The organism is Agromyces protaetiae (assembly GCF_030866785.1).
Lineage (GTDB): Bacteria > Actinomycetota > Actinomycetes > Actinomycetales > Microbacteriaceae > Agromyces > Agromyces silvae.
In genome coordinates this window covers 3,892,250-3,912,883 of the sequence record NZ_CP133018.1, presented here as the reverse complement: position 1 = coordinate 3,912,883, position 20,634 = coordinate 3,892,250, and the positions used below count along the sequence as shown (strand labels likewise).

The window sequence follows — 20,634 nt, the reverse complement described above, 5'->3', positions numbered from 1 at the left end:
CGGGGCGGTCATCGGCCGAGCCATCCGCCGTCGACCGGGAGGATCGCTCCATCCACATAGTCGGACGCCGTGGACGCGAGGAACACCGCAGCGCCCGCCAGGTCGTCCGCGCGCCCCCAGCGCCCGGCCGGGATCCGCGCCAGGATCGCCTCGGACCGATCGGCGTCCTCGCGAAGTGCGCGGGTGTTGTCCGTCGCGATGTACCCGGGCGCGATCGCGTTGACGTTCACCCCGCGCGGCGCCCACTCGTTGGACAGTGCCTTCGTCAGGCCGGCGACGCCGGACTTCGCCGCGGTGTAGCCAGGGACGTTGATGCCGCCCTGGAAGCTCAGCAGGCTCGCGGTGAAGATCACCTTGCCGGCCCCGCGCTCGAGCATCGGTCCGGCGATCAGCTGCGTGAGTGCGAACTGGCTCGAGAGGTTCACGGCGAGCACCCGGTCCCACGCGTCGAGCGGATGCTCCGCCGCCGGTGCCCGCTCGATGGTTCCGGCGTTGTTGACCAGGATGTCGGGCGAGAGATCGGCGATCGCGGCGCCGACCTCCAAGACCTGACCGCGGTCCCCGAAGTCGGCCTGGATCCCCTGGAAGCGGCGTCCGCGCGCGCGAACCGTCTCGCCGATGGTGCTGGCCGCGATGTTGGCGCTGACGCCGATGATGTCGGCGCCGGCTGTGGCGAGGGCTTCGGCGATGCCTGCGCCGATTCCGCGACTGGCACCGGTGACCACCGCGGTCTTGCCGGTGAGATCGAACATGCCGAGGTCGGCGGGCCGGCTCATCGCGCGGCTCCGCTCTGCACGTTCACGAGCACCTTCATGGCGCGCCCGGCCTCGAGTTCCGCGAAGGCGTCGGCGACACCGTCGAGCGGCACGACGTCGGTGATCATCGCGTCGACCGGAATCTCGCCCGACGCAAGCAGCCGCACGGCCTCATCGAAGTCGGTGCGTTCGTACACGCGCGCGCCGAGAATGCTGAGCTCGCGCCAGAACACACGCTGCAGGTCGATCTCTCGAGGCGTCGGATGGATCGCCACGACGACGAGAGTGCCGCGCACCTTGGCGAGCGACGTGGCGCCGAGCACCGCGGCCGCGGCTCCGGACACCTCGAACACCACATCGGCGCCCGCTCCGCCGGTCCACGCTTCGACGACGGCGACCTGATCGCCGGCGATGGGGTCGGTCGTGGCGAATCCCAGGGCCTCGATGCGCCCGCGCCGACCGGCGTCCGGCTCGATCACGAGCACGTCGGCGCCCGTCGCACGCGCGACCGACGCGATGAGCACGCCGATCGGTCCACCGCCGATGACGACGGCCCGGTCGCCACGTGAGACGCCGGCCCGCCGGACGTCGTGCACCGCAACCGCGACCGGCTCGACCAGTGCCGCGTGGTCCAGGGCGAGCGTCTCGGGCAGTCGGACCAGTGTGGTGGCCGGAACGTTCCATAGCGGCTGGAGTGCACCGGGTGAGTCGATGCCGATGAAGTCCAGGTGCTGGCAGATATGCGTGTGGCCTGCTCGGCAGGCCGGGCACGTGCCATCCCAGGCCAACGGCATCACGGTCACGTGGTCGCCGACCGCCCAATCGTCGACGCCCGCTCCGACGGCCTCGATGGTCCCGGACATCTCGTGTCCGAAGATCAGAGGCCGTTCGACGCGGCCGTCCATATTGCCGTGGAAGATGTGCAGATCGGTCCCGCACAGCCCGACGTAGGCGACGCGCACCTGAACCTGACCGGTCGTGGGTGGTTCCGGAGTGACCGGCGTGAGCTGGATGGTCTGATGTCCGGCGTAGGTGGCGGCAAGCACGATGTCTCCCTCGAGCGACACGATAGAGCTGATGAATCAGGGGTTGATGAGTCACTCTATCGGCTTGAGTGGGAGACAGTTCAGCTTTGATCAGATGAATCCGAGAGATCGGCATCCACCGGGGGGCGTTCCTGCAGGAACTCCTCCACCTCGAGCAGGTGATTCGACATCCGGATCTGTGCGGCCTGCGGGTCGTGCTCGGACAGGGCGCGCAAGATCGCGCGGTGCTCCTTCGCCGTGGCGGCGTCCGCGTGTTCGTCGCGGATCGACCGCCACATGCGGCCGCGCAAGGTGCGGCTCGACAGTGCCTCGATGAGGGCGGCGAGCACCGGATTGCCCGCGGCCTCGGCGATCACTCGGTGGAACTGCATGTCCGCTTCGATGACGGCCTCATGGTCGCGCTCCTCGATTGCGCGCTCCGCACGGTCGAGGATCTCGGATGCCACGGCGAGGTCGTCGTCGGTGACCCGGAGTGCTGCGCGTGCGGCCGCGTCCGTCTCGAGCGTCCGTCGGACCGAGTGGACGTGATGAACGCCCGAGTGCTCTTGCAGGTCGACCACGAAGCCCATCGGGGCGAGCAGCAGGGACGCGTCCAGTGAGGTCACGAACATCCCGGCGCCCTGGCGGGTCTCGAGCACCCCCATGATCGACAGGGCGCGCACGCCCTCGCGAAGGGATCCGCGCGACACGCCGAGCTTGGGTGCGAGGTCCTTCTCGATCGGAAGCTTGTCTCCCGGAGCGAGTTCGCCATCGAGGATCATCCGCTTGATCCCATAGACGACCACGTCGGTCTGCGACATCTGACCGTTCTCGTCCTGGCTGAGATCGTTGACCATGGTTGTCATACCAGTCGGCTCCCTTTCTGTCTCGGCCGGCTGCGATGCCGCCGGGAACCTGAGCGTGATCCGCGGTTCATGCTCAGCAGTTCATAATAGATCAGATCAATCCCTCGCCCACGAAGGACGGTGATGCCATGCGGCTCACGCTCGGCACGCTCGGATACGGTGCCTCCGCACTCGGCAACCTCTACCGCCCGGTCGATGACGACGCGGCGAGCGAGGTCGTCGGCCGGATGTGGGATGGAGGTGTCAGGTATTTCGACACCGCCCCACACTACGGCCTGGGGCTCTCGGAGCGCCGACTTGGTCGTGCGCTCGCGGGAAGGCCGCGCGAGGACTATGTGATCTCTACCAAGGTCGGCAGGGTGCTCGAGCCGAACCCGGGAGGAATCGGGACCCTCGACGACGAGGGGTTTGCGGTCGAGGCGACACTGCGACGCCGATGGGACTTCAGTGCTGCGGGGGTCCGCCGCTCCCTCGAACAGTCCCTCGAGCGGATCGGTACGGACCGGGTCGACCTCGTGCTGCTGCACGATCCCGAAGGGCATCTCGACCAGGCGATCGCGGAAGCGGTGCCCGCACTCGTCGAACTCCGCGACCAGGGGCAGGTGACCGCCATCGGTGTGGGTTCCAAAGACGTCGGCGCGCTTCGACGGCTCATCGAGACCGATCTGATCGATGTGGCGATGGTTGCCGGGCGCTACACGCTGCTCGAGCAGCCCGCTGCTGCGGGCGTGCTGCCGGCCGCGCTCGCGCATGCCGTCGACGTGATCGCAGTGGGCGTGTACAACTCGGGTGTCCTCGCGAAGCCGGTGCCGGATGCGTCGCTGCGCTATGAGTACGGTGATGTGCCGCCGGCCGTCCTCGATCGCGCCATTCGCATCGCGGAGATCTGCCGAACGTTCGACGTCGATCTTCCACATGCCGCACTGCAATTCCCGCTTCGGCACCCGGCGATCGTCAACGTCACCGTCGGTATGGGAAGGCCGCGCCATGTCGGTCCGACCTTGGAGTACGCACGCACGGCGATCCCCGACGCGCTGTGGGTGGAGCTCGAGGGCGAGAACCTGATCCCGAAGGTCGCGGCATGACCGAGCACGTCCTCCAGTTCGACACGCCGGCGCGCGTCTGGACCGAAGCGCTGCCGGTGGGGAACGGGCGCATCGGGGCGATGTGTTTCGGCGATGCACGCGCGATGCGGCTGCAGATCAACGACGGGACCGCCTGGTCGGGCAGCCCGAGAAGCGAATCCATGCCGCCTGTGGTGAGCGCCGAAGATGCCTCGTCGGCCATCGCCGAGGCCCGGGCGGCGGTCGATGCGGGCCGTTTCGCCGACGCGGGCGAGGCCGTACGTCGACTGCAGCACCGCCACACCCAGTCGTTCCTGCCCTTCGCGGACCTGGTGATCCGCGTGAGTGCGCCGCCGTCAGGAGCGCCCGCCGACGGCTCGTACCGGCGATCGCTGGACCTCAGAACGGCGACACATTCGACGACCTCGACCGTCGATGGGGTCCACGTCGAGCACCGCACGTGGGTGAGCCGACCGCACGGGGTCCTCGTCCACGAGATCGAGGCCGACAGCGCGGTCGACGTGGCGTTCGAACTCACCACTCCGCTCCGGGAGCTCGGTCGACGCACGGACACACATGCCTTCGGTGTGCTGCTCCGCCTGCCGACGGATGTGACCCCGCCGCATGACCTGAGTGACGATCCGGTCACGTACGTCGAGGGTGAGCTCTCGCTCGAGGGCGCGATTCAGGTGTCGATCGATACCGATGGCGTCGTGCGCGAGTCGGATGGCACGACGCACGTGACCGCGGCGCGCCGCCTGGCCGTCTTCGCGACGACCGAAACCACGTTCGTCGGCCCCGGGCAGGCACCGGAGGGCGACGCGACGACGGCCTACGAACGAGCCACCGAGCGGATCCTGAGCGCACGTGCGGCGGGCCTCGCTGCCGTACGCCGCCAGCAGCTCGCCGACCACGCCGCGCTCTACCGCCGAGCCGAACTGCAGCTCGGGTCCGGCCCGACGCGCGTCAGCACGGCGGAGCGACTTCGCGCCGTGAATGCCAGCGACCCCGTGGATGTGAGCTCCGACCCCGGCTTGATCGCGTTGCTGTTCAACTTCGGGAGGTACCTGCTGATCAGCTCATCCCGGCCGGGCGGGCTCCCAGCGAACCTCCAAGGCCTCTGGAATGACCAGATGCGGCCGCCGTGGAGCTCGAACTACACGACGAACATCAACGTCCAGATGAACTACTGGCCGGCGGAGGTCGCCAATCTCGCGGAGACCACGGCGCCGCTGCTGGACCTCATCGAAGCCATCGCCGAGCATGGGCGCGCGACCGCGGCGCGGCTGTACGACGCGCCGGGCTGGGTCGCACATCACAACACCGATGCCTGGGCCTACACGCAACCCGTCGGGAACGGCGAACATGATCCGAAGTGGGCCTTCTGGCCGATGGGTGGGCTCTGGCTCTGTCGTCAGTTCCAGGATCGGTTGCGGTTCGGGCGACCGGGGCCCGACGAGCTCGAGCGGATGTACGCGATCGCTCGGGGTGCCGCCGAGTTCGCGCTGGCCTGGCTCGTACGCATGCCGGACGGGCGGCTCGGCACGAACCCGTCGACCTCGCCGGAGAACGAGTTCACGACCGCGGACGGTCAGATCGCAGCGGTCGGCAACTCGTCCACGCTCGACCTCAGCCTCATCGTCGGCCACTTCGCACTGCTCGAGCAGCTCGCTGAATCGTGCGGAGTGACGGACGATCCCGTCGTGTCGCGCGCCCGTGAGGCGGCGCGGGAACTGGTGCCGGTCGTCATCGACGCCGCAGGCGCGATCGTCGAGTGGGCGGATGACGTGGAGTACGTCGACCCGCACCATCGGCACCTGTCTCCGCTCCTCTTCGTGTACCCGGACGACGGCCCGGTCTCCGAGGCCGAAGCACAGGCCGCGTCACGGTTCCTCGAAGCACGGGGCGACGATGCGACCGGCTGGTCCCTCGCGTGGAAGCTCGCATTGCGGGCACGCCTGCGTCAGCCTGCACATCTCGATCGTCTGTTGGCGCTGGTGTTCCGAGACATCGGTGCGGGTGAACGGGGAGATTGGGTGGGCGGACTCTATCCCAGCCTGCTCGCCGCACATCCACCGTTCCAGATCGACGGGAACCTCGGATTCGTCGCCGCGGTCGCCGAGTTCTTCGTGCAGTCGCACCGCGGCAGGATCGAATTGCTTCCGGCGGTCCCGAGCACGGTCGGCGACGGCCGGATCACCGGGCTGGTCGCCCGACCCGGCATCGAGGTCGATCTCGAGTGGGTGCAGGAGTCAGGCGCCGGACCCCGCGCCACGTCGGTGGCCGTGCGAGCGAGACATGCCGGAGCGCTCGGCCGTCACGTGGTCGTCGTGAACGGCGGGGCCCACGAGGTGGACCTGATCGACATCGGCGAGCCTGTCTTGCTGACTCTCGATAAATCAGATGAATTTGGGTAAATCGAAGGGTATTCGTGGATTACGAGTGATAACTGCGCTAATGTATCCGATGAAAACACAGCAGATCGGCCAACGGCGTTCGAGCGGACGCGTGTATGGGCCGACCCCCACCACCAGTCATCAGGTCACAATGGAGGACCAATGAACCGCACCCGACCGGCGATGATGCTGGCCGCCTCTGCAGGCGTTCTCGCACTCACCCTCACCGGCTGCTCCGGCGATGCCGGCGAAGCCGACGGCACGACCACGATCAACTACTGGAGCTGGGACGGCGCCCCCGGCGAGGCGATCGTCACACCGATGATCGAAGCGTTCGAAGCCGCGAACCCCGACATCACCGTCAATTACACGGAGATCCCGCAGGCCGACTACAAGACCAAGGTCGCGCAGTCCCTCGGCGCGGGTGAGGAGATCGACGTCCTCGGCGTCCAGCCGAGCGCCTGGGCGTCCGAGATCGAGGACTACCTGCTCCCCGTGGCGGAGTGGGAGGGCGGCGAAGCGCTCATCGAGCAGTTCCAGCCGGCGACCGTCGAGCAGACTGAGCGCCTCTTCACCGACGGTGAGCTCATGGCCGTACCCCTCTACTCGACCGGCTCCGCGGTCGGCATCTACAACGCCGACATCCTCGACGAGCTGGGCATCGCCCCGCCCGTGACCTGGGCCGAGTTCAAGGCGCTCAGCGACGCGCTCGCGCAACAGGGCGGCGAGATCCTGCCCGTGACGATGCCCGGCGACGACTGGTTCCAGGACGAAGCGGCCCTGACGATCGTCGGCCAGTCCGACCCCGAGTTCTTCAACGCCGTCCGCTACGACGACGCCGCGTGGAACACCGACTCCTACGTCGAAGGCCTCGAGCAGTACAAGGCGCTGTTCGACGACGGCACCTTCGACAAGGCCACCCTCGACATGGACTACGGCACGGCCATGACCACGTTCGAAGAGGGCAAGTCTGCGGTCGCATTCAACGGATCGTGGGAGGTCGGCCGCATCCTCAACGGCAACTACGGGGTCATCCCGATGCCCGCGGAGACCGCAGAGCAGGCATCGCTCCGGGCGTTCCTCGACGTGCTCGTCGGCATCCCGGCGGAGTCGACGAAGACGGAGGCTGCCGCGAAGTTCGCCGAGTTCATCTCGGCGGGCGACGGCGTCGACGAGTGGGCGAGCGCGCTCAAGGGCGTGCCGGCTGTCGACGGCTACACGCTTCCCGACGGCGTGCTGACCACCGAACTCCAGCAGCAGAGCTACGAGACGCTGCTCGAGCTCATCAACAACCCGCACGGCGACCGGAACAACATGGGCGCGTTCTCCGACTTCGTCGGCTCGAACGTCAAGCAGGCCGTGCTCGGTGCCATCACCGCGCAGGAAGCGGCTGACGCAGACCAAGCCGAACTGGAGAAGGGCAACTTCTAGGCCCTGACCTTCCTTCCGGGCCGCCGATGCACCCCGTCGGCGGCCCGGACCGTCCCTCAGATCTGGAGCACGACCGTGAGCACCACCACCGAGCCGGGAACCGCACCGCCGAAGCGACGCAAGAAGAAGCGCGGCGACGGATGGATCGCGGTGATCTTCCTCGCGCCACTCCTGGTCATCTACGCGGTCTACTTCGTCTACAGCATCTTCTTCCTCGGGCAGACCAGCACGCAGCGCGTGGGCATCTCGCTGCTGCGGCCGATCGAGATCGGGTTCGAGAACTTCGCCCAACTCTTCGCCGATCCGGTCTTCGGGCAGGCGATCCTCAACAACCTGGTGTTCGCCGCGATCTCGGTCGTCGCAGCTCTCACCATCGCCTTCTTCATCGCGGTCTCGCTCTCGACGGGTGTCCGCGGTCGCAAGGTGTTCTACCTCATCTTCCTGCTGCCCGCGCTCATGCCGGTCTCGCTCGTCGCGACGGTCTTCGGCAGCATGCTCCAGGAACGCTTCGGTGTGTTGAACGAGACGCTCCGAGCGATCGGGCTCGGTGACCTCGCTCAGTCATGGCTGACCACGCCGGGCTGGGCCTATGCGGCGGTCGCAGTGATCTTCTGCTATCTGATCGGGCTGCCGATCATGTACTACACGGCGGACCTCTCCGCGCTTCCGACTTCCTCCCTGGAAGCCGCCCTGCTGGACGGCGCCGGCACGTGGCGGATCATGCGCTCGATCATCTACCCGATGATGCGGGGCACCCACATCACGGTCATCCTCGCGCTGCTGCTCGGCTCGTTCCGAGCCCTCGAAGTGGTGCTCTTCAGCACGCAGGGCGGCCCCGGCACGACCACCGAGATCGTCGGCACCTACCTCTACGGCTACGTGAACTCCACCGGGAAGACCGTCGGATACGCCGCGGCCGCCTCGATCGTCGTCCTGCTCATCGCGCTGGTGATCTCACTGCTGCAGATGTACTTCACCCGCACCCGGAAGGCGGACCGATGACCACCACCGACATGTTCCCGCCGCTCCAAGACGACTCGACGCGGACGATCACCGTCGCCGACGAGCCGACTCGCACGCGGCGGAAGCGCCGGGGCCCGACCGACGACAACCCCATGAAGATGGTCATCACCCGCGGGTCGGACCGCATCGCCATCTACGCCCTGCTGATCATCATGGCGCTGGCGTTCGCCTTCCCGCTCTACTCCATGGTCGCGAAGTCGCTCCAAGGATTCGGGATCGACAACTACACCAGCCTGTTCACCCAACCGGTCGGCGGGGTCTCGATCCTCACGACCTACGTCAACTCGTTCATCATCGGCGCGTTCCACGCGGCGATCGTGGTGGTCATCTCCACCACCGCCGGGTACGCGCTCTCCAAGCTCAAGTTCCGCGGCCGCGAGATCTCGTTCGTCGGCATCATCCTGTTCCTCGCGGTCCCCGGAACAGCGCTCATCGTCCCCGTCTTCCACATCACGGGTGAGCTGAACCTCTTCAACACCCACCTCGGTGTCGCGCTGCCCGAAGCGGCACTGACGATCCCGTTCGGTGTGCTGCTCATGCGCAACTACGGGCGGCACATCGACGATGCGCTGATGGAGGCGGCGATGCTCGACGGCGCCGGACATTTCCGCGCGTTCTGGCACGTGTTCCTGCCGCTCGCGCGACCTGTGGTCGTCAACCTGATCGTGCTCTGCTTCATCTGGTCGCTGCAGGACTTCCTCTGGCCGTCGATGCTGTTCACCAACCCTGATCTCACCAGCGCCGCGCAAGCCGTGGCCTCGTTCTCAAACGTTCTGGGACGCAGCCCCGAGGACTTCGGACGGTACAACGCCAGCCTCGTCCTCCTCGCCATCCCCGCCGTACTTTTCGTGCTCTTCGGTCTCCGGTTCATCGTGAACGGGCTGACCAGCGGCAGCACCAAAGACTGAACCCCATCGACGGAAGGAACCACTCTCCATGACCACGATCACCGCCGTCGAAGTTCACGACGTCCGCTTCCCCACCTCGCTCACCGCCGACGGTTCGGACGCGATGAACAAGGACGGCGACTACTCGGCGGCGTACGTCGTCCTGCGCACGGACGACCCAGCCCTCAATGGCTACGGCTTCACCTTCACCATCGGGCGCGGCAATGACATCTGCGTGCTCGCGTCGGAGCAGCGCGCCCAGCCCCTCATCGGCCGAGACGCCGACGACGTGCTCGACGACCTCGGAGCGACGTACCGAGATCTGAAGACCGATTCCCAGCTGCGGTGGCTCGGCCCGGAGAAGGGCGTCGAGCATCTCGCGATGGCCGCCGTCATGAACGCACTCTGGGACATGGCCGCCCGGCGCGCCGGGAAGCCGCTCTGGCGTCTGCTCGCCGACATGTCGCCTGAAGAACTCGTCGATGTGGCGGATCTGCAGTACCTCAGTGACGCACTCACCCGTGACGAGGCGGTCGCGCTCCTGCGCGAGCAGATGCCCACGCGCGCGGCCCGCATCGCGGAGCTCGAGCAGACGGGCTACCCGTGCTACACCACGAGCGCCGGATGGCTCGGATACTCCGATGACAAGCTCCGCCGCCTCCTGCGCGAGGCGGTCGACGAGGGCTACCGGCACGTCAAGCTCAAGGTCGGCGCGAACCTCGACGAGGACATCCGTCGCTGCCGCATCGCCCGTGAGGAGATCGGCCCGGATGCCAAGCTCATGATCGATGCCAACCAGGTGTGGGATGTACCGCAGGCCATCGAATGGGTCAAGGCGCTCGCCGAGTTCGACCCGCTCTGGATCGAAGAGCCGACGAGCCCGGATGACGTGCTGGGCCATGCAGCGATCCGGCGCGCCGTCGCTCCGATCGGCGTCGCCACGGGCGAGCACGGGATGAACCGGGTGTTGTTCAAGCAGATGTTCCAGGCGGAAGCCATCGACTTCTGCCAGCTCGATTCAGCCCGCCTCGCGAGCATCAACGAGATCCTCGCCGTCTACCTCCTGGCGAAGAAGTTCGACGTACCGGTCTGCCCGCACGCCGGCGGAGTCGGGCTCTGCGAGCTCGTCCAGCATCTCTCGATCTTCGACTACGTCGCGGTGTCCGGCAGCCTCGAGAACCGGGTCACCGAGTTCGTCGACCACCTCCACGAGCATTTCGTCGACCCGTGCATCGTCGAGAACGGCGCCTACCGGGTGCCGAGCATGCCGGGCTACTCTGCCGAGATGCACAGTGCCTCGATCGCTGAGTACTCCTACCCGTTCGGGACCTACTGGGCGGAGCGCACGCTTCAGGCGACGGCACAACCCGCGTGATCACCGACGCCCACACCCACCTGTGGGACCGGAGACGCTTCCGGTACGACTGGCTCGATCAGGAGCCGGCGCTGCCGAGGAGGTTCCTCGCCGACGACCTGGCGGCGAGCAGCGACCTCAGCGAACGGTTCGTCTTCGTCCAGGCGGATACGGCCGCCGCCGAGGGGTATGACGAAGCGGCCTGGGTCGAGTCGCTCGATCCAGGTCATGAGCGGCTGGCGGGGATCGTCGCCTATGCGCCGTTGGAGCATCAGGACGCCGAGCGCGCGCTCGACGCCCTCGCATCCATACCGTCCGTTGTGGGGGTTCGCCGACTCCTGCAACAGGAACCGGACGAGTTCCTCGCCGCACCGGCTCTCCACGCCGGGCTCAGGGCGGTGGCCGGCCGGGGATGGACCTTCGACGCGTGCGTTCGATGGCGTCAACTGCCGGCGTTGGCCGACCTGGCTGCCCGGCATCCCGCGCTGGCCATCGTGCTCGACCACCTCGGGAAGCCGCCGTTGCGGAGCGGACCGAACAGCGATGCATTCACCGAATGGCGGCTGCATCTGCAGCGGCTCGCGGCGCTGCCCAACGTCTCCGTGAAGCTCTCCGGACTGCCTGCTGAGGCCGACCGCGGTCTCGGGGCCGACTACGGGCCATGGCTGCGCTGCGCGACGGAGCTCTTCGGGCCCGACCGGAGCATGCTCGGCAGTGACTGGCCCGTGTCCGCCGTGGGTTTCTCCTCGTCCAGGGACGACTGGTTCCGGATCGTGCAGCAGTGCCTGGCTCCGAGCGAAGCGGAGTGGCGCGCCGTGTCTGATCTCACGGCCAAGAGGTTCTACGGCCTCGAGGGCTGAGAGCGGTCGGCTGCGCTCCTCGAAACATGCTTCAGTCGGCATGAATCAAATTAATCGGACTAATTAACCACGTCTGCGCTTTACATGCCGTTAATTCGTCCGATAGCGTAAAAGTCATCAGGTAAATCGACCGTGCGCACTCTGCGCCGACACGAAGGACTGAACCAAAGATGTTTCACTCCCCCTCAGCAGCGCGTCGTGCGCGCGCAGCCGGAGCGCGACAGCGAAGCCCTCGCGTTCGTCGCCGGACGGCGTCGGTCGCGTTCTTCGCGATCGCGTCTCTGCTCGCCGCGACCTTCCAGACGATGGTCGTCGCGTCGCCGGCATCGGCGATCGAGCCGGCCACCGACGCGCCCATGCGTCTCGAGGTGAGCAGCGAGAACCCGCTCCTGCTGACCCAGCTCAACATCGGCAATGACATGGGGAAGACCGAGGGGTTCGTCCGCAACTACAACAGCGGATGGTCGCTCGCCCAGCTCTGGGCATCGGTGCCCGACGACGTCAAGCACAACTTCGGGTTCGTCCTGCATCAGGGGCACACGGCGCTGTCCGACCAGAACCCGGACATGTCCGCGGAGTGGCTCGAGGCGAACGTCGCCGAGGCCGACGCGCTCGACATCCCGATCTTCATCCTCTGGGACGAGGGCAAGACGATCCTCACCAACGGGACGCGCTGGGAGTTCCTGGAGCACCTCTACCGCACCTATCCCAACTTCATGGGCACGGTCGTCTCCGAGCAGGCGGACACGCTCGGCGACCTGCCTGAGGTGCTCCGTATCTCCAACCTCTACGGCGGGTTCCACGTGCTCGGATCTCTCGAGGAGACGAATCAGCTCGCCAACCGGCTCGAAGGGCAGGCCTACTGGGATCAGGTGACGCGATACTCGCAGAACTTCATCTTCAATCCGAAGAACTTCCACGAGAACTTCGAGACGGTGAACTCGTGGACCCAGGGTGCCTGGCTTTCCGGCGTCTTCGACAACTGGGGCCCGTACTTCGACGGTTACCCCTACTACGGCTGCGGATTCTTCGACCACACCTCGAACTACAACGCCTGCGGTGACCGCTGGGCACGAAGCATCGGCGAGACCGTCTCGTCGATGATGATGCTGGATCAGTGGCAGAACGGCGCCACGGTGTTCCACCTGGAGAACCAGCTCGACGTGCCCACGACCGGGAGCCTCTACTCCCCGTACTTCTACCAGTCGATCCTGCCCGCGCTCCGCTACATCCTGAACAACCCGACGCCGTCCAAGGACGACGTCATCGAGCGGACGAAGATCGTGTTCTCGGAGACCGAAGGCCCGGTGCATGCACTCGCCGACTCGGCACCGGCCGGACGGAGCGGCAACCCGAACCGCACCACGTTCTTCTCCATGTACGAGCGGACGCCGGCCCTCACCGCCGTGCAGAAGAGCATGTGGTTCTACCTGCGCTCGAGCGGACAGTACGGCATCATCCCGCGTATCCCGAAGCTCGCCTCAGCAGACCTGGTCGCCCAGTTCGACCACGTGCTCACCAAGACGACGTACGACGCCTCCCTGCAGTACGGCGACGCCCGTGCGGAGCTGTTCGACACCGCATACCCGCCGATCTCGGAGGGCGAGGCGTTCGTGCAGAGGTCCGGCGACAACTGGCTCGTCTACAACACCAACGACCGGGACAACTTCAACCAGGATGCCGCGATGCAGCTCGGCGGCGGAACGTTCTCCCGCCTCGAGATGCCCGAGATCACACCGCACACCTGGGCGATGGTCACGGAAGAGGAGCACGCGATCGAGGTGCTGCTCGACAACTATCAGACCGACCGCACCGAGGACCTGCTGAAACCGGGTGGCCGCCGCGACATGGAGTTCAACCGGAACTTCGTGAAGTACGCCTACGTCCCGAACCCGCAGGACGCCGAGCTCCGTACGACGACCATGCGCTTCGACGTGCCCGAGCGGCCGACGCTCACCATCTCGGGGTACGACCGGAACGGCTACACCTACAGCGAGGCGTGGGACCCCAACACCCGTCAGTACACCCTCACCGTGCAGCACAACGGGGTCGTCGACATCAGGCTGTCGACGGCGGACCACGAGGCCGGCTGGACCGAGGCGAACGCCGACGCGGTGACCGGCTCGCTACTCGCACACGAGTTCGTGTTCGACGGGACCTCCGTCGCCTGGTCGCTGCCTGAGGGACTGGCCGGGCGCAGCGCCGACATCAGCATCGATGGCGTGCCGTTCGCGCAGGGCGTCGATCTCGCGGACCCGGGAACGGTGTTCCGTGCCACCGGGCTGTCGAACTCGGTGCACGTGCTCCGCATCGACGGGGTCGGCCGAGGGACCGGTGACCTTCGATACGTGCCGTCGGTCGAGCACTCGGCGAATGACATCGAGACGAACGACTTCAACTACGGCACGGCCGAATCCGACGAAGACCTCCTCTACGGCAGCGAGCACTGGCGGGTCATCGACGGTCGGCTGAAGCTCGTCGGCTACGTGTTCCCCTTCTACGGCGACACGACCGTGTACAACACGAACCACTCGCTCGAGAATCTGCGCTACGACGCCAAGCTCACGCTCGTGCAGGGCACGTCGGGTGCGCTGGTCTTCCGTGCGGACGAGGACGAGAAGTCCGGGTACCACTTCCGACTCGACCCGTCCCGGACCGCAGAGGGCCGAACGGGTTCGGCGAACTACTCCTGCTCGCTCATGATCGACTACGGGGCGACGGCGCTCGCGACGTGCCCGTCGTCGTTGACGCTCGAGCCGAATCGCGAGTACGCCGTCTCGGTGACCGCGGAGGGCAACCTCATCCGCGCCTCGATCGACGGGCAGGAGGTGCTCTCCTACACCGCAACCGGCGACAACGTGCGGGCCGCCGGGTACACCGGGGTGCGAGCACCGCAGATGCAGTCGGACGCCGGCCACCGTCTCGGCCAGTTCGTCGAACTCGATGACGTCGCGATCACCGACCTCGACACCGGTGCCGTGGTCTACGAGTCCGGGTTCGACAGCTGGGCCGACGCCGAGGGCTGGATGACGGAGACCCCCCTCGTGTTCGACTGGCATGAGAAGGACGACCCGCGCAGCTCGTTCACCTTCCCGTGGGAGTGGGAGACGAGCGGCGGCGACTGGGAGTTCCAGCGCACCGACGCCTTCACCTCCGGCATGTCCGGCACGTTCCGGGCAACGGCCGACGGCGACGCCGACTTCACGGCGATCGGCGGGGCCGAGGCGGCATGGGCCGACCACGGCGGATACGACGCGTGGACCTGGCTGCGTGTGACGGAAGGCGACGAGGCCGGTCTCGCGGTCCGCGCCACTGACGCGTCGAACATGTATCAGGCTCGCCTCGACATCGCCGAGGGAACGGTCTCGTTCGGTCGCCTCGACGACGGCGTGTGGACGGAGCTCGCCGCGACGGCCAGCCCGGTCGAGCTGGCAGCGGAGCAGTGGACGCTGGTCGAGATCGAAGCACGCGGGCCGCTGTTCACAGTCCTGGTCGACGGCGAACGCGCGCTCGAAGTGGTCGACAGCACGCACGGCTCCGGCGGTGTCGGGGTCTGGGGTGCGCCCGGAGCATCCGTCGAGGTCGATGACGCGCGCGTCATCGCCAGGACCGCCACGCCGGTGACGGAGCCGCGACCCGCGATCCAGGAGGTGGCGCTGAGCGAGGGGGCCGATCGGCAGATCACGGGCTTCGATCACGTCGCCGTGAAGACCGCGCGGACCGTGCAGCCCGAGATGCCCGCGACCGTGACCGCCCGTTTCTCCGACGGCACGAAAGAGCAGGTCGCTGTCTCCTGGCCGAGCATCTCCGAAGAGCAACTCGCGGTCTCGACAGCGCCCACCGTGGATGGGCCGTCACAGGGCAAGTTCACGGTCGAAGGTGACGTGGAAGGCACCGACCTCACCATCCCCGTGCTCGTCACGGTCATGCCGAACCTCGTCACCCCTGTCGATGTGGCGCACACCTACACGGCCGACAACCCGACGGTGCCCAACCAGGTCCCGGCGACGGGCACCTTCACCGACGGGACGCGGAACTGGACGAAGGTGCTGTACGTCAGGTGGGACCACACGCCGGACACCTCGCCGGACGCGCCGACGACGCAGACCATCACCGGTTCCATCGGCGACTGGCCCTGGCAGAAGGTCACCGCCACCGTCACGGTGCAACAGCCGCCCGAGCCGGGTGACGACCAGAACGTCGCCCTGAACAAGCCGGTCACCGTGTTCGGCGGCGTGCAGCCTGCGAACGCGACCCGCGCCGGGGACAAGATGGTCGACGGCTCGACGACGACCGGGTGGTACACGGGCGGCGCGAACGACGGCGCGTTCTCGGACGGCACCTCGTCGTCGACGCAGGGCTCACTCTGCTCATGGGCGTACGTCGACCTCGGCGCCGACCACTCGATCTCGAGCTACGCCATCCAGTTCGGCGAGAACGTCACGAACTTCGGCGGCATGTTCAACGCGCCGTATCGGATCGAGACGCTGACGGAGGCGGAAGCCGCCGCCGCGGGAGAGCAGGCCAGGAACAGCTCGGTGTGCACGCGGCGGTCCGGCGCCGTCTTCGGTCCGGACCACGTGATCGCGGCAGAGGACAGCGTCTGGCAGCCCGTATCGACCGGAACCGGGACGCTGACGCTCGACCGGCACCAGCTCGACGAGCCGGTCACCGCGAGGTACGTGCGGGTGTTCACCGACGAGAAGTCGACCGCACATCGGTACGGCACCGCCGTGTTCGAGTTCGAGGTGTGGGGCAAGCTCGCGGCCGTCGAGCCGACCCTGGACCTGACGGTCACGACGGGCACGCGATGCATCGCCGGCAAGGCGGTGGTGACGGTCCAAGTCACGAACACCGAGACCGTCCCGGTCGACCTGACGTTCGAGACCGCATACGGAACGAAGTCGTTCACGGGCATCGCGCCGGGGAAGAGTGCGTTCCACACCTTCACGACGCGGTTGAACAGTGTGCCCGAGGGGCCGGTATCGGTCGTCGGGACCGCGACGATCGACGACGATCCGGTGACCGTCTCGATCGATGCCGGGCACGAAGCGCGCAGCTGCAGCTGACCCATCGCGGTGGCCTCTGTGTCCTCAGAGGCCACCGCATCACCCGAGAAGGAGAGACCTATGAAGCACCGAATGAACGCCATCCGCGTCGGTACCGCTGCGCTCGGCGCGCTCGTGTTGAGCTGCGTCGCGGTCGCCGGGGCGGCGACCGCCGAGGAGCACCTCGGCGACTCGGACGTCGACGTCACCGTCGACATCGCCGAGATCGACGAACCCGGCGTGCTCGCCCTCACGATCGCCGGAACCTCGACCACGCTGACCGAGACCGGATCGGACGCGCTCATCCGAGAGTTCACGGGCGCTCTGCCCACGGTGACCGTGACCGATACCCGTGAGGCCGATGAGATCCCCGACGGCGCCTTCTGGTACGTCCTCGGGACGGCGACCTCCTTCATCGGGTCCAACGGCGAGGCGCCGATCGGTGCGGAGTACCTCGGTTGGGCCCCGCGGCTGATCGATGCCGACCCTGGCAGCGTGTCTGCCGGCGACGAGGTCTTCTCAGTCGTCGACGCGAACGAGGCACCCAACAACGTGGGCCTGGTCGACGAAGAGCTGTTCGCCGTCGCGTCCGACTCCGGCGCCATCGCCGCCGACGGCCAGTGGACCGCGACCGCCGATCTCAGCCTCCGCACGCCGGCGACGGTCGCACCGGGCTCCTACAGCTCGACGCTGACGCTGTCGCTGTTCGAGTAATCAGACGTCCAGCTCCGATGGGACGGCTGCCGTGAACGGGAGAACCACATGAACCTGGTCCTGGCGTTCGCGGCGGCCGTCTCGCTGACGTTCCCAGCCGGTGTCCCGCTGAGTAGCGAAGAGCCGCAGACCGCCTCGATCACGTGGGCAGTGACACCCGCCTCAGCCGCGGGGCCCGACGGACGCTCGTGGGTCGAGCACGAACTCGACCCGGGAGAGACGATCACCGAGCACCTCGCCGTCCGGAACCTCAGCACCGTCGCGGCCGAGTTCCGGCTCAGTGCAGCAGACGGCTATTTCACCCGCACCGGCCGATTCAACATGCTGCCGTCCGGTCACCCCTCCGAGGCGGCAGGTACCTGGTTGGACGTCCAGGGAAGCGTGCGCGTGGAACCGGGGGACGTCGCCGTGATCCCGTACACCTTGACGGTGCCGGAGAACGCCACCCCGGGCGACCACGCGGCCGGCATCGCTGCATCCATCCGAAGTGAGCGCGCCGGCGGGTCAGGCACCATCGGCGTGGAAAGCCGGGTCGGCTTCCGAGTGATCACGCGTGTCGCCGGCGAACTTCGTCCCGGTATGGCGATCGACGCGGTGACCACCAGCTACGCACACTCATGGAACCCCCTGGCTCCCGGCACACTCACCATCGGGTACATCGCCACGAACACCGGCAACGCTCAACTGGCGTACGAGGACCAGATCAATGCAGGGGAGCGAACACGGCGCGGTGATCTCCTCCCAGGGGAGACGCGCACCGTCGAGATCGAGCAGGCGGCATGGCCGCTGATCGTGGTGCCGGTCGATCTGGAGCTCTCGGCGACAGCCCCCGGCTCAGAGGACGGTGCGGTCGCCGTCAAGGAGACGATCTTGGTCTGGGCCATCCCCTGGCCACAGCTCGCTGTGCTGGCGGGCGTCGCGCTGCTCGTCGTCGCCGGGATCGCAGGCCGGCGGCGATCGCAGACGCGCCTCCAGGAACGTCTCGATGAGGCACGGGAACGCGGGCGTCGCGAGGCGCTCGGATGAACGACGGCACGCTGCAACCAGACGCACTGCCCGGCACTGTCACGCTCGAGGTGACCATTTCCCCGCGCGCATGCGCCACCGCATGTGGCGAGTCGCCGGCCGTGCTCGCCGCCACCGGCGGCGAGCTCACTCTCGCACTGGCCCTCGTGTGTGTCGCAGTGCTCGCCGGAATAGGCCTCCTCATCGCCTCGAGGCGGGCATCGCGGACGTCGGAACCGCGGTGACACGCCTTGGCACCACGAGGTCTACCCGCTGAAGGGCGCAGGCAGGCCGAGGCACCGGATCGCCAGCATCGGCTCGCGGTGTGTGCGCATGGCGTGGGTGATGCCTCCCGGATTCCACGCGACGCCGCCTGTTCCGGGCCGGAACCACGCCCCTCGTGCGCGCCGCCATTCGCCTTCCGAGAGCACGAGCGTGAGCGATTCGAGTGCGTGGGAATGCTCGGGATACGTGCTGTGCGGGCCCATGACGAGGATTCTGACCTCGACGGTGTCGCAGGTGACCGATGCGTTCGGGCCCACGACGGCGGCCTCGGCGTAGTTCTGCGTCAGCGGGTCCGAGAGCTCCGACTCCAGGTCTCCGAGTGTCCAGTGCAGGCGGGGTTCGAGCGCTCGCAAGAGCAATGCGATCTGGTGGAGACGAGCGTCGGCGGTGCCCTGGCGGAGCACGTCATCGAGCCGCGCGAAGCTCTCCGCGAGGAAGTCGCACGCCGGCTGCCGATGCGCGCTGACCTCCGCCGTCTCGGAGAACGTGAGCGCCCCCGTGCCGAAGACGCGCTCGTGCGCCCACGCCATCGACGGCGTGGTGACCACCTGTCGAAGCGAGAGCGACACAGCCTCGACGAGGGCGCGCGCATTCGGCGCAGCCGCGTTCACCGGTCCAGCTGTCGAAGGACGGCCGATGCCGCGCGAGTGCCGCTCACCACGGCCCCGTTCATGGTCTGCTCGAGCCCGGTGTGTTCGCCCGCGAGGGCCATTCGGCCGACCGGCGCCTGGAGCGCGATGAGATCATCGGCACGCCAGTGCAGGCCCGCGAACGAGTAGGCGCCCAACGTCCACGGATCTGCTCTCCAGTCGGTCAGGAGCGCGTCATGCCCGTCGGGCGGGCTGACATCGAGGAGGGACAGCCAGGTGTCCGGGCCGGATGCGGTGTCGAGACCGTCGAGGGTCGCGGGTCCGCCGGCGAAGCCGGTGAGCATCGCCGCCCGATGTTCGGCGTCGGGCGCGAGGGATTGCCACGTCCACCAGGTGGCGCCGGGATGCTGCTGCGCCGTGTCGCGGACGTGCCCCTCGGGCAGTTCGAAACTCATCTTTGCGGCGACGCCCATCCCGCGCCGTGAGAGGGCATCCGTCAGGGTCGCGGGAAGTTCGAAGCCGAACTCGATGGTCGAGAGGATCGGCAACGGCACCGTCAGGATCACCGCGTCGCTCGCGACTTCGGTGCCGTCCGAGACGGTGGTGAGGGCGCCGCGCCGATCCTGTTCGATCGCGACGACGGGCGAGTCGAACCGGACTCGAGTCGGAAGCTGAGCCGCGATCGCGAGGCTCAAGGCCTGGTTGCCGCCGAAGAGGTGGCCCTCGTGTCCGAGATGGGTCCCCGGCGGATACTCGTGGAGCACACTCGCGGCGCTCGCCGCCGCGGGGTTCGCGGCGAGCGAGGTCGCGAGGCGGAGATAGACGGGGTCAGCTTCGAAGGACGCGCCGAGCGCTTCGCGTCCGAGGGCTTCGAACGAGACCTCAGGTGCCTCGTCGGCTTCGAGACGCTCGAGCGTGCGTCGCAGCCGGTCCATCGTGTGATCGAGCTCGGCGGCCGACACGTAGCGCCCCATGTTGCTCCGGCGCGCGAAGCGAACGCCGTGAGAGATCACCGGGACTTCGAACCGCGCAGCGAGGCCGCGCAGCGCGTGGTCGGTCGCGAAGATGAACTCCGCACCGCGCTCGGCGATCAGGCCGTCGCCGATGGGCTGCGACCAGGTCCGTCCTCCGACGCGGTTGCGGGCCTCGAGGACCACGACATCCACGCCGGCGGCGGTCAGCGCATCTGCCGCTGCCAGGCCGGAGAGTCCTGCGCCGATCACGGTCACCTTCATCGCACACCTCCCATGGCTCCCATCCTCTCGGGCGGACAGCACGCAGGCTCATGCGACAATGCGACAAACGTCCCACGCGTCGCTGGACAAACGGCC

The 20,634-nt window shown here is 67.5% G+C and carries 15 protein-coding genes; 10 read left to right on the top strand and 5 right to left on the bottom strand.

Going from position 1 to position 20,634, the window contains the following annotated elements; all coding sequences use genetic code 11:
• Positions 1 to 8: 8 nt before the first annotated feature.
• From QU602_RS17860 to QU602_RS17850, 3 genes are all read right to left on the bottom strand, one after another.
• Complete coding sequence (locus QU602_RS17860; protein WP_308797797.1) at positions 9 to 776, bottom strand: SDR family oxidoreductase; 768 nt, start codon at positions 774 to 776, stop codon at positions 9 to 11.
• Positions 773 to 1,801, bottom strand: a complete 1,029-nt coding sequence (locus QU602_RS17855) for a zinc-dependent alcohol dehydrogenase (RefSeq protein ID WP_308797796.1) — start codon at positions 1,799 to 1,801, stop codon at positions 773 to 775. The genes QU602_RS17860 and QU602_RS17855 overlap by 4 nt, the downstream gene beginning before the upstream one ends.
• An 80-nt stretch (positions 1,802 to 1,881) precedes the next feature.
• Positions 1,882 to 2,646: a FadR/GntR family transcriptional regulator gene (locus tag QU602_RS17850; protein WP_308797795.1), complete on the bottom strand. Its 765-nt coding sequence runs from the start codon at positions 2,644 to 2,646 to the stop codon at positions 1,882 to 1,884.
• 128 nt (positions 2,647 to 2,774) lie between these two features.
• Here QU602_RS17850 and QU602_RS17845 point away from each other — a divergent pair, with 128 nt between their 5' ends.
• The 10 genes from QU602_RS17845 (at position 2,775) to QU602_RS17800 (ending at position 18,449) form a co-directional block, all read left to right on the top strand.
• Entirely contained in the window at positions 2,775 to 3,731 is a 957-nt protein-coding gene (locus QU602_RS17845) for an aldo/keto reductase (RefSeq protein WP_308797794.1), read from the top strand.
• Complete coding sequence (locus QU602_RS17840; RefSeq protein ID WP_308797793.1) at positions 3,728 to 6,127, top strand: glycoside hydrolase family 95 protein; 2,400 nt, start codon at positions 3,728 to 3,730, stop codon at positions 6,125 to 6,127. Before QU602_RS17845 ends, QU602_RS17840 begins: the two co-directional genes overlap by 4 nt.
• 141 nt (positions 6,128 to 6,268) lie before the next feature.
• Positions 6,269 to 7,537: an ABC transporter substrate-binding protein gene (locus tag QU602_RS17835; RefSeq protein WP_308797792.1), complete on the top strand. Its 1,269-nt coding sequence runs from the start codon at positions 6,269 to 6,271 to the stop codon at positions 7,535 to 7,537.
• A 75-nt stretch (positions 7,538 to 7,612) separates the two neighbouring features.
• Positions 7,613 to 8,539 (top strand): carbohydrate ABC transporter permease, encoded by a 927-nt coding sequence (locus QU602_RS17830; protein ID WP_308797791.1) that lies wholly within the window; start codon positions 7,613 to 7,615, stop codon positions 8,537 to 8,539.
• On the top strand, positions 8,536 to 9,468 hold the full coding sequence (locus tag QU602_RS17825; RefSeq protein WP_308797790.1) for a carbohydrate ABC transporter permease: 933 nt from the start codon (positions 8,536 to 8,538) through the stop codon (positions 9,466 to 9,468). The genes QU602_RS17830 and QU602_RS17825 overlap by 4 nt, the downstream gene beginning before the upstream one ends.
• A gap of 28 nt (positions 9,469 to 9,496) precedes the next feature.
• Positions 9,497 to 10,822: an L-fuconate dehydratase gene (locus tag QU602_RS17820; RefSeq protein WP_308797789.1), complete on the top strand. Its 1,326-nt coding sequence runs from the start codon at positions 9,497 to 9,499 to the stop codon at positions 10,820 to 10,822.
• Entirely contained in the window at positions 10,819 to 11,661 is an 843-nt protein-coding gene (locus QU602_RS17815) for an amidohydrolase family protein (protein ID WP_308797788.1), read from the top strand. Before QU602_RS17820 ends, QU602_RS17815 begins: the two co-directional genes overlap by 4 nt.
• Positions 11,662 to 11,966: 305 nt before the next feature.
• Positions 11,967 to 16,730 carry a glycosyl hydrolase family 98 C-terminal domain-containing protein gene (locus tag QU602_RS17810; protein WP_308797787.1) on the top strand — a complete coding sequence of 1,588 codons (4,764 nt, stop codon included), beginning with the start codon at positions 11,967 to 11,969 and terminating at the stop codon, positions 16,728 to 16,730.
• Positions 16,731 to 16,790: 60 nt separating this feature from the next.
• Positions 16,791 to 17,423: a hypothetical protein gene (locus tag QU602_RS17805; protein ID WP_308797786.1), complete on the top strand. Its 633-nt coding sequence runs from the start codon at positions 16,791 to 16,793 to the stop codon at positions 17,421 to 17,423.
• 48 nt (positions 17,424 to 17,471) lie between these two features.
• Positions 17,472 to 18,449, top strand: coding sequence for a COG1470 family protein (locus tag QU602_RS17800; RefSeq protein ID WP_308797785.1), 978 nt, complete (start codon positions 17,472 to 17,474; stop codon positions 18,447 to 18,449).
• Positions 18,450 to 18,694: 245 nt separating this feature from the next.
• Here QU602_RS17800 and QU602_RS17795 read toward each other — a convergent pair whose 3' ends face one another.
• Entirely contained in the window at positions 18,695 to 19,324 is a 630-nt protein-coding gene (locus QU602_RS17795) for a dimethylsulfonioproprionate lyase family protein (protein ID WP_308797784.1), read from the bottom strand.
• Positions 19,321 to 20,538: a flavin monoamine oxidase family protein gene (locus tag QU602_RS17790; RefSeq protein WP_308797783.1), complete on the bottom strand. Its 1,218-nt coding sequence runs from the start codon at positions 20,536 to 20,538 to the stop codon at positions 19,321 to 19,323. The genes QU602_RS17795 and QU602_RS17790 overlap by 4 nt, the downstream gene beginning before the upstream one ends.
• Between the last annotated feature and the right edge of the window lie 96 nt (positions 20,539 to 20,634).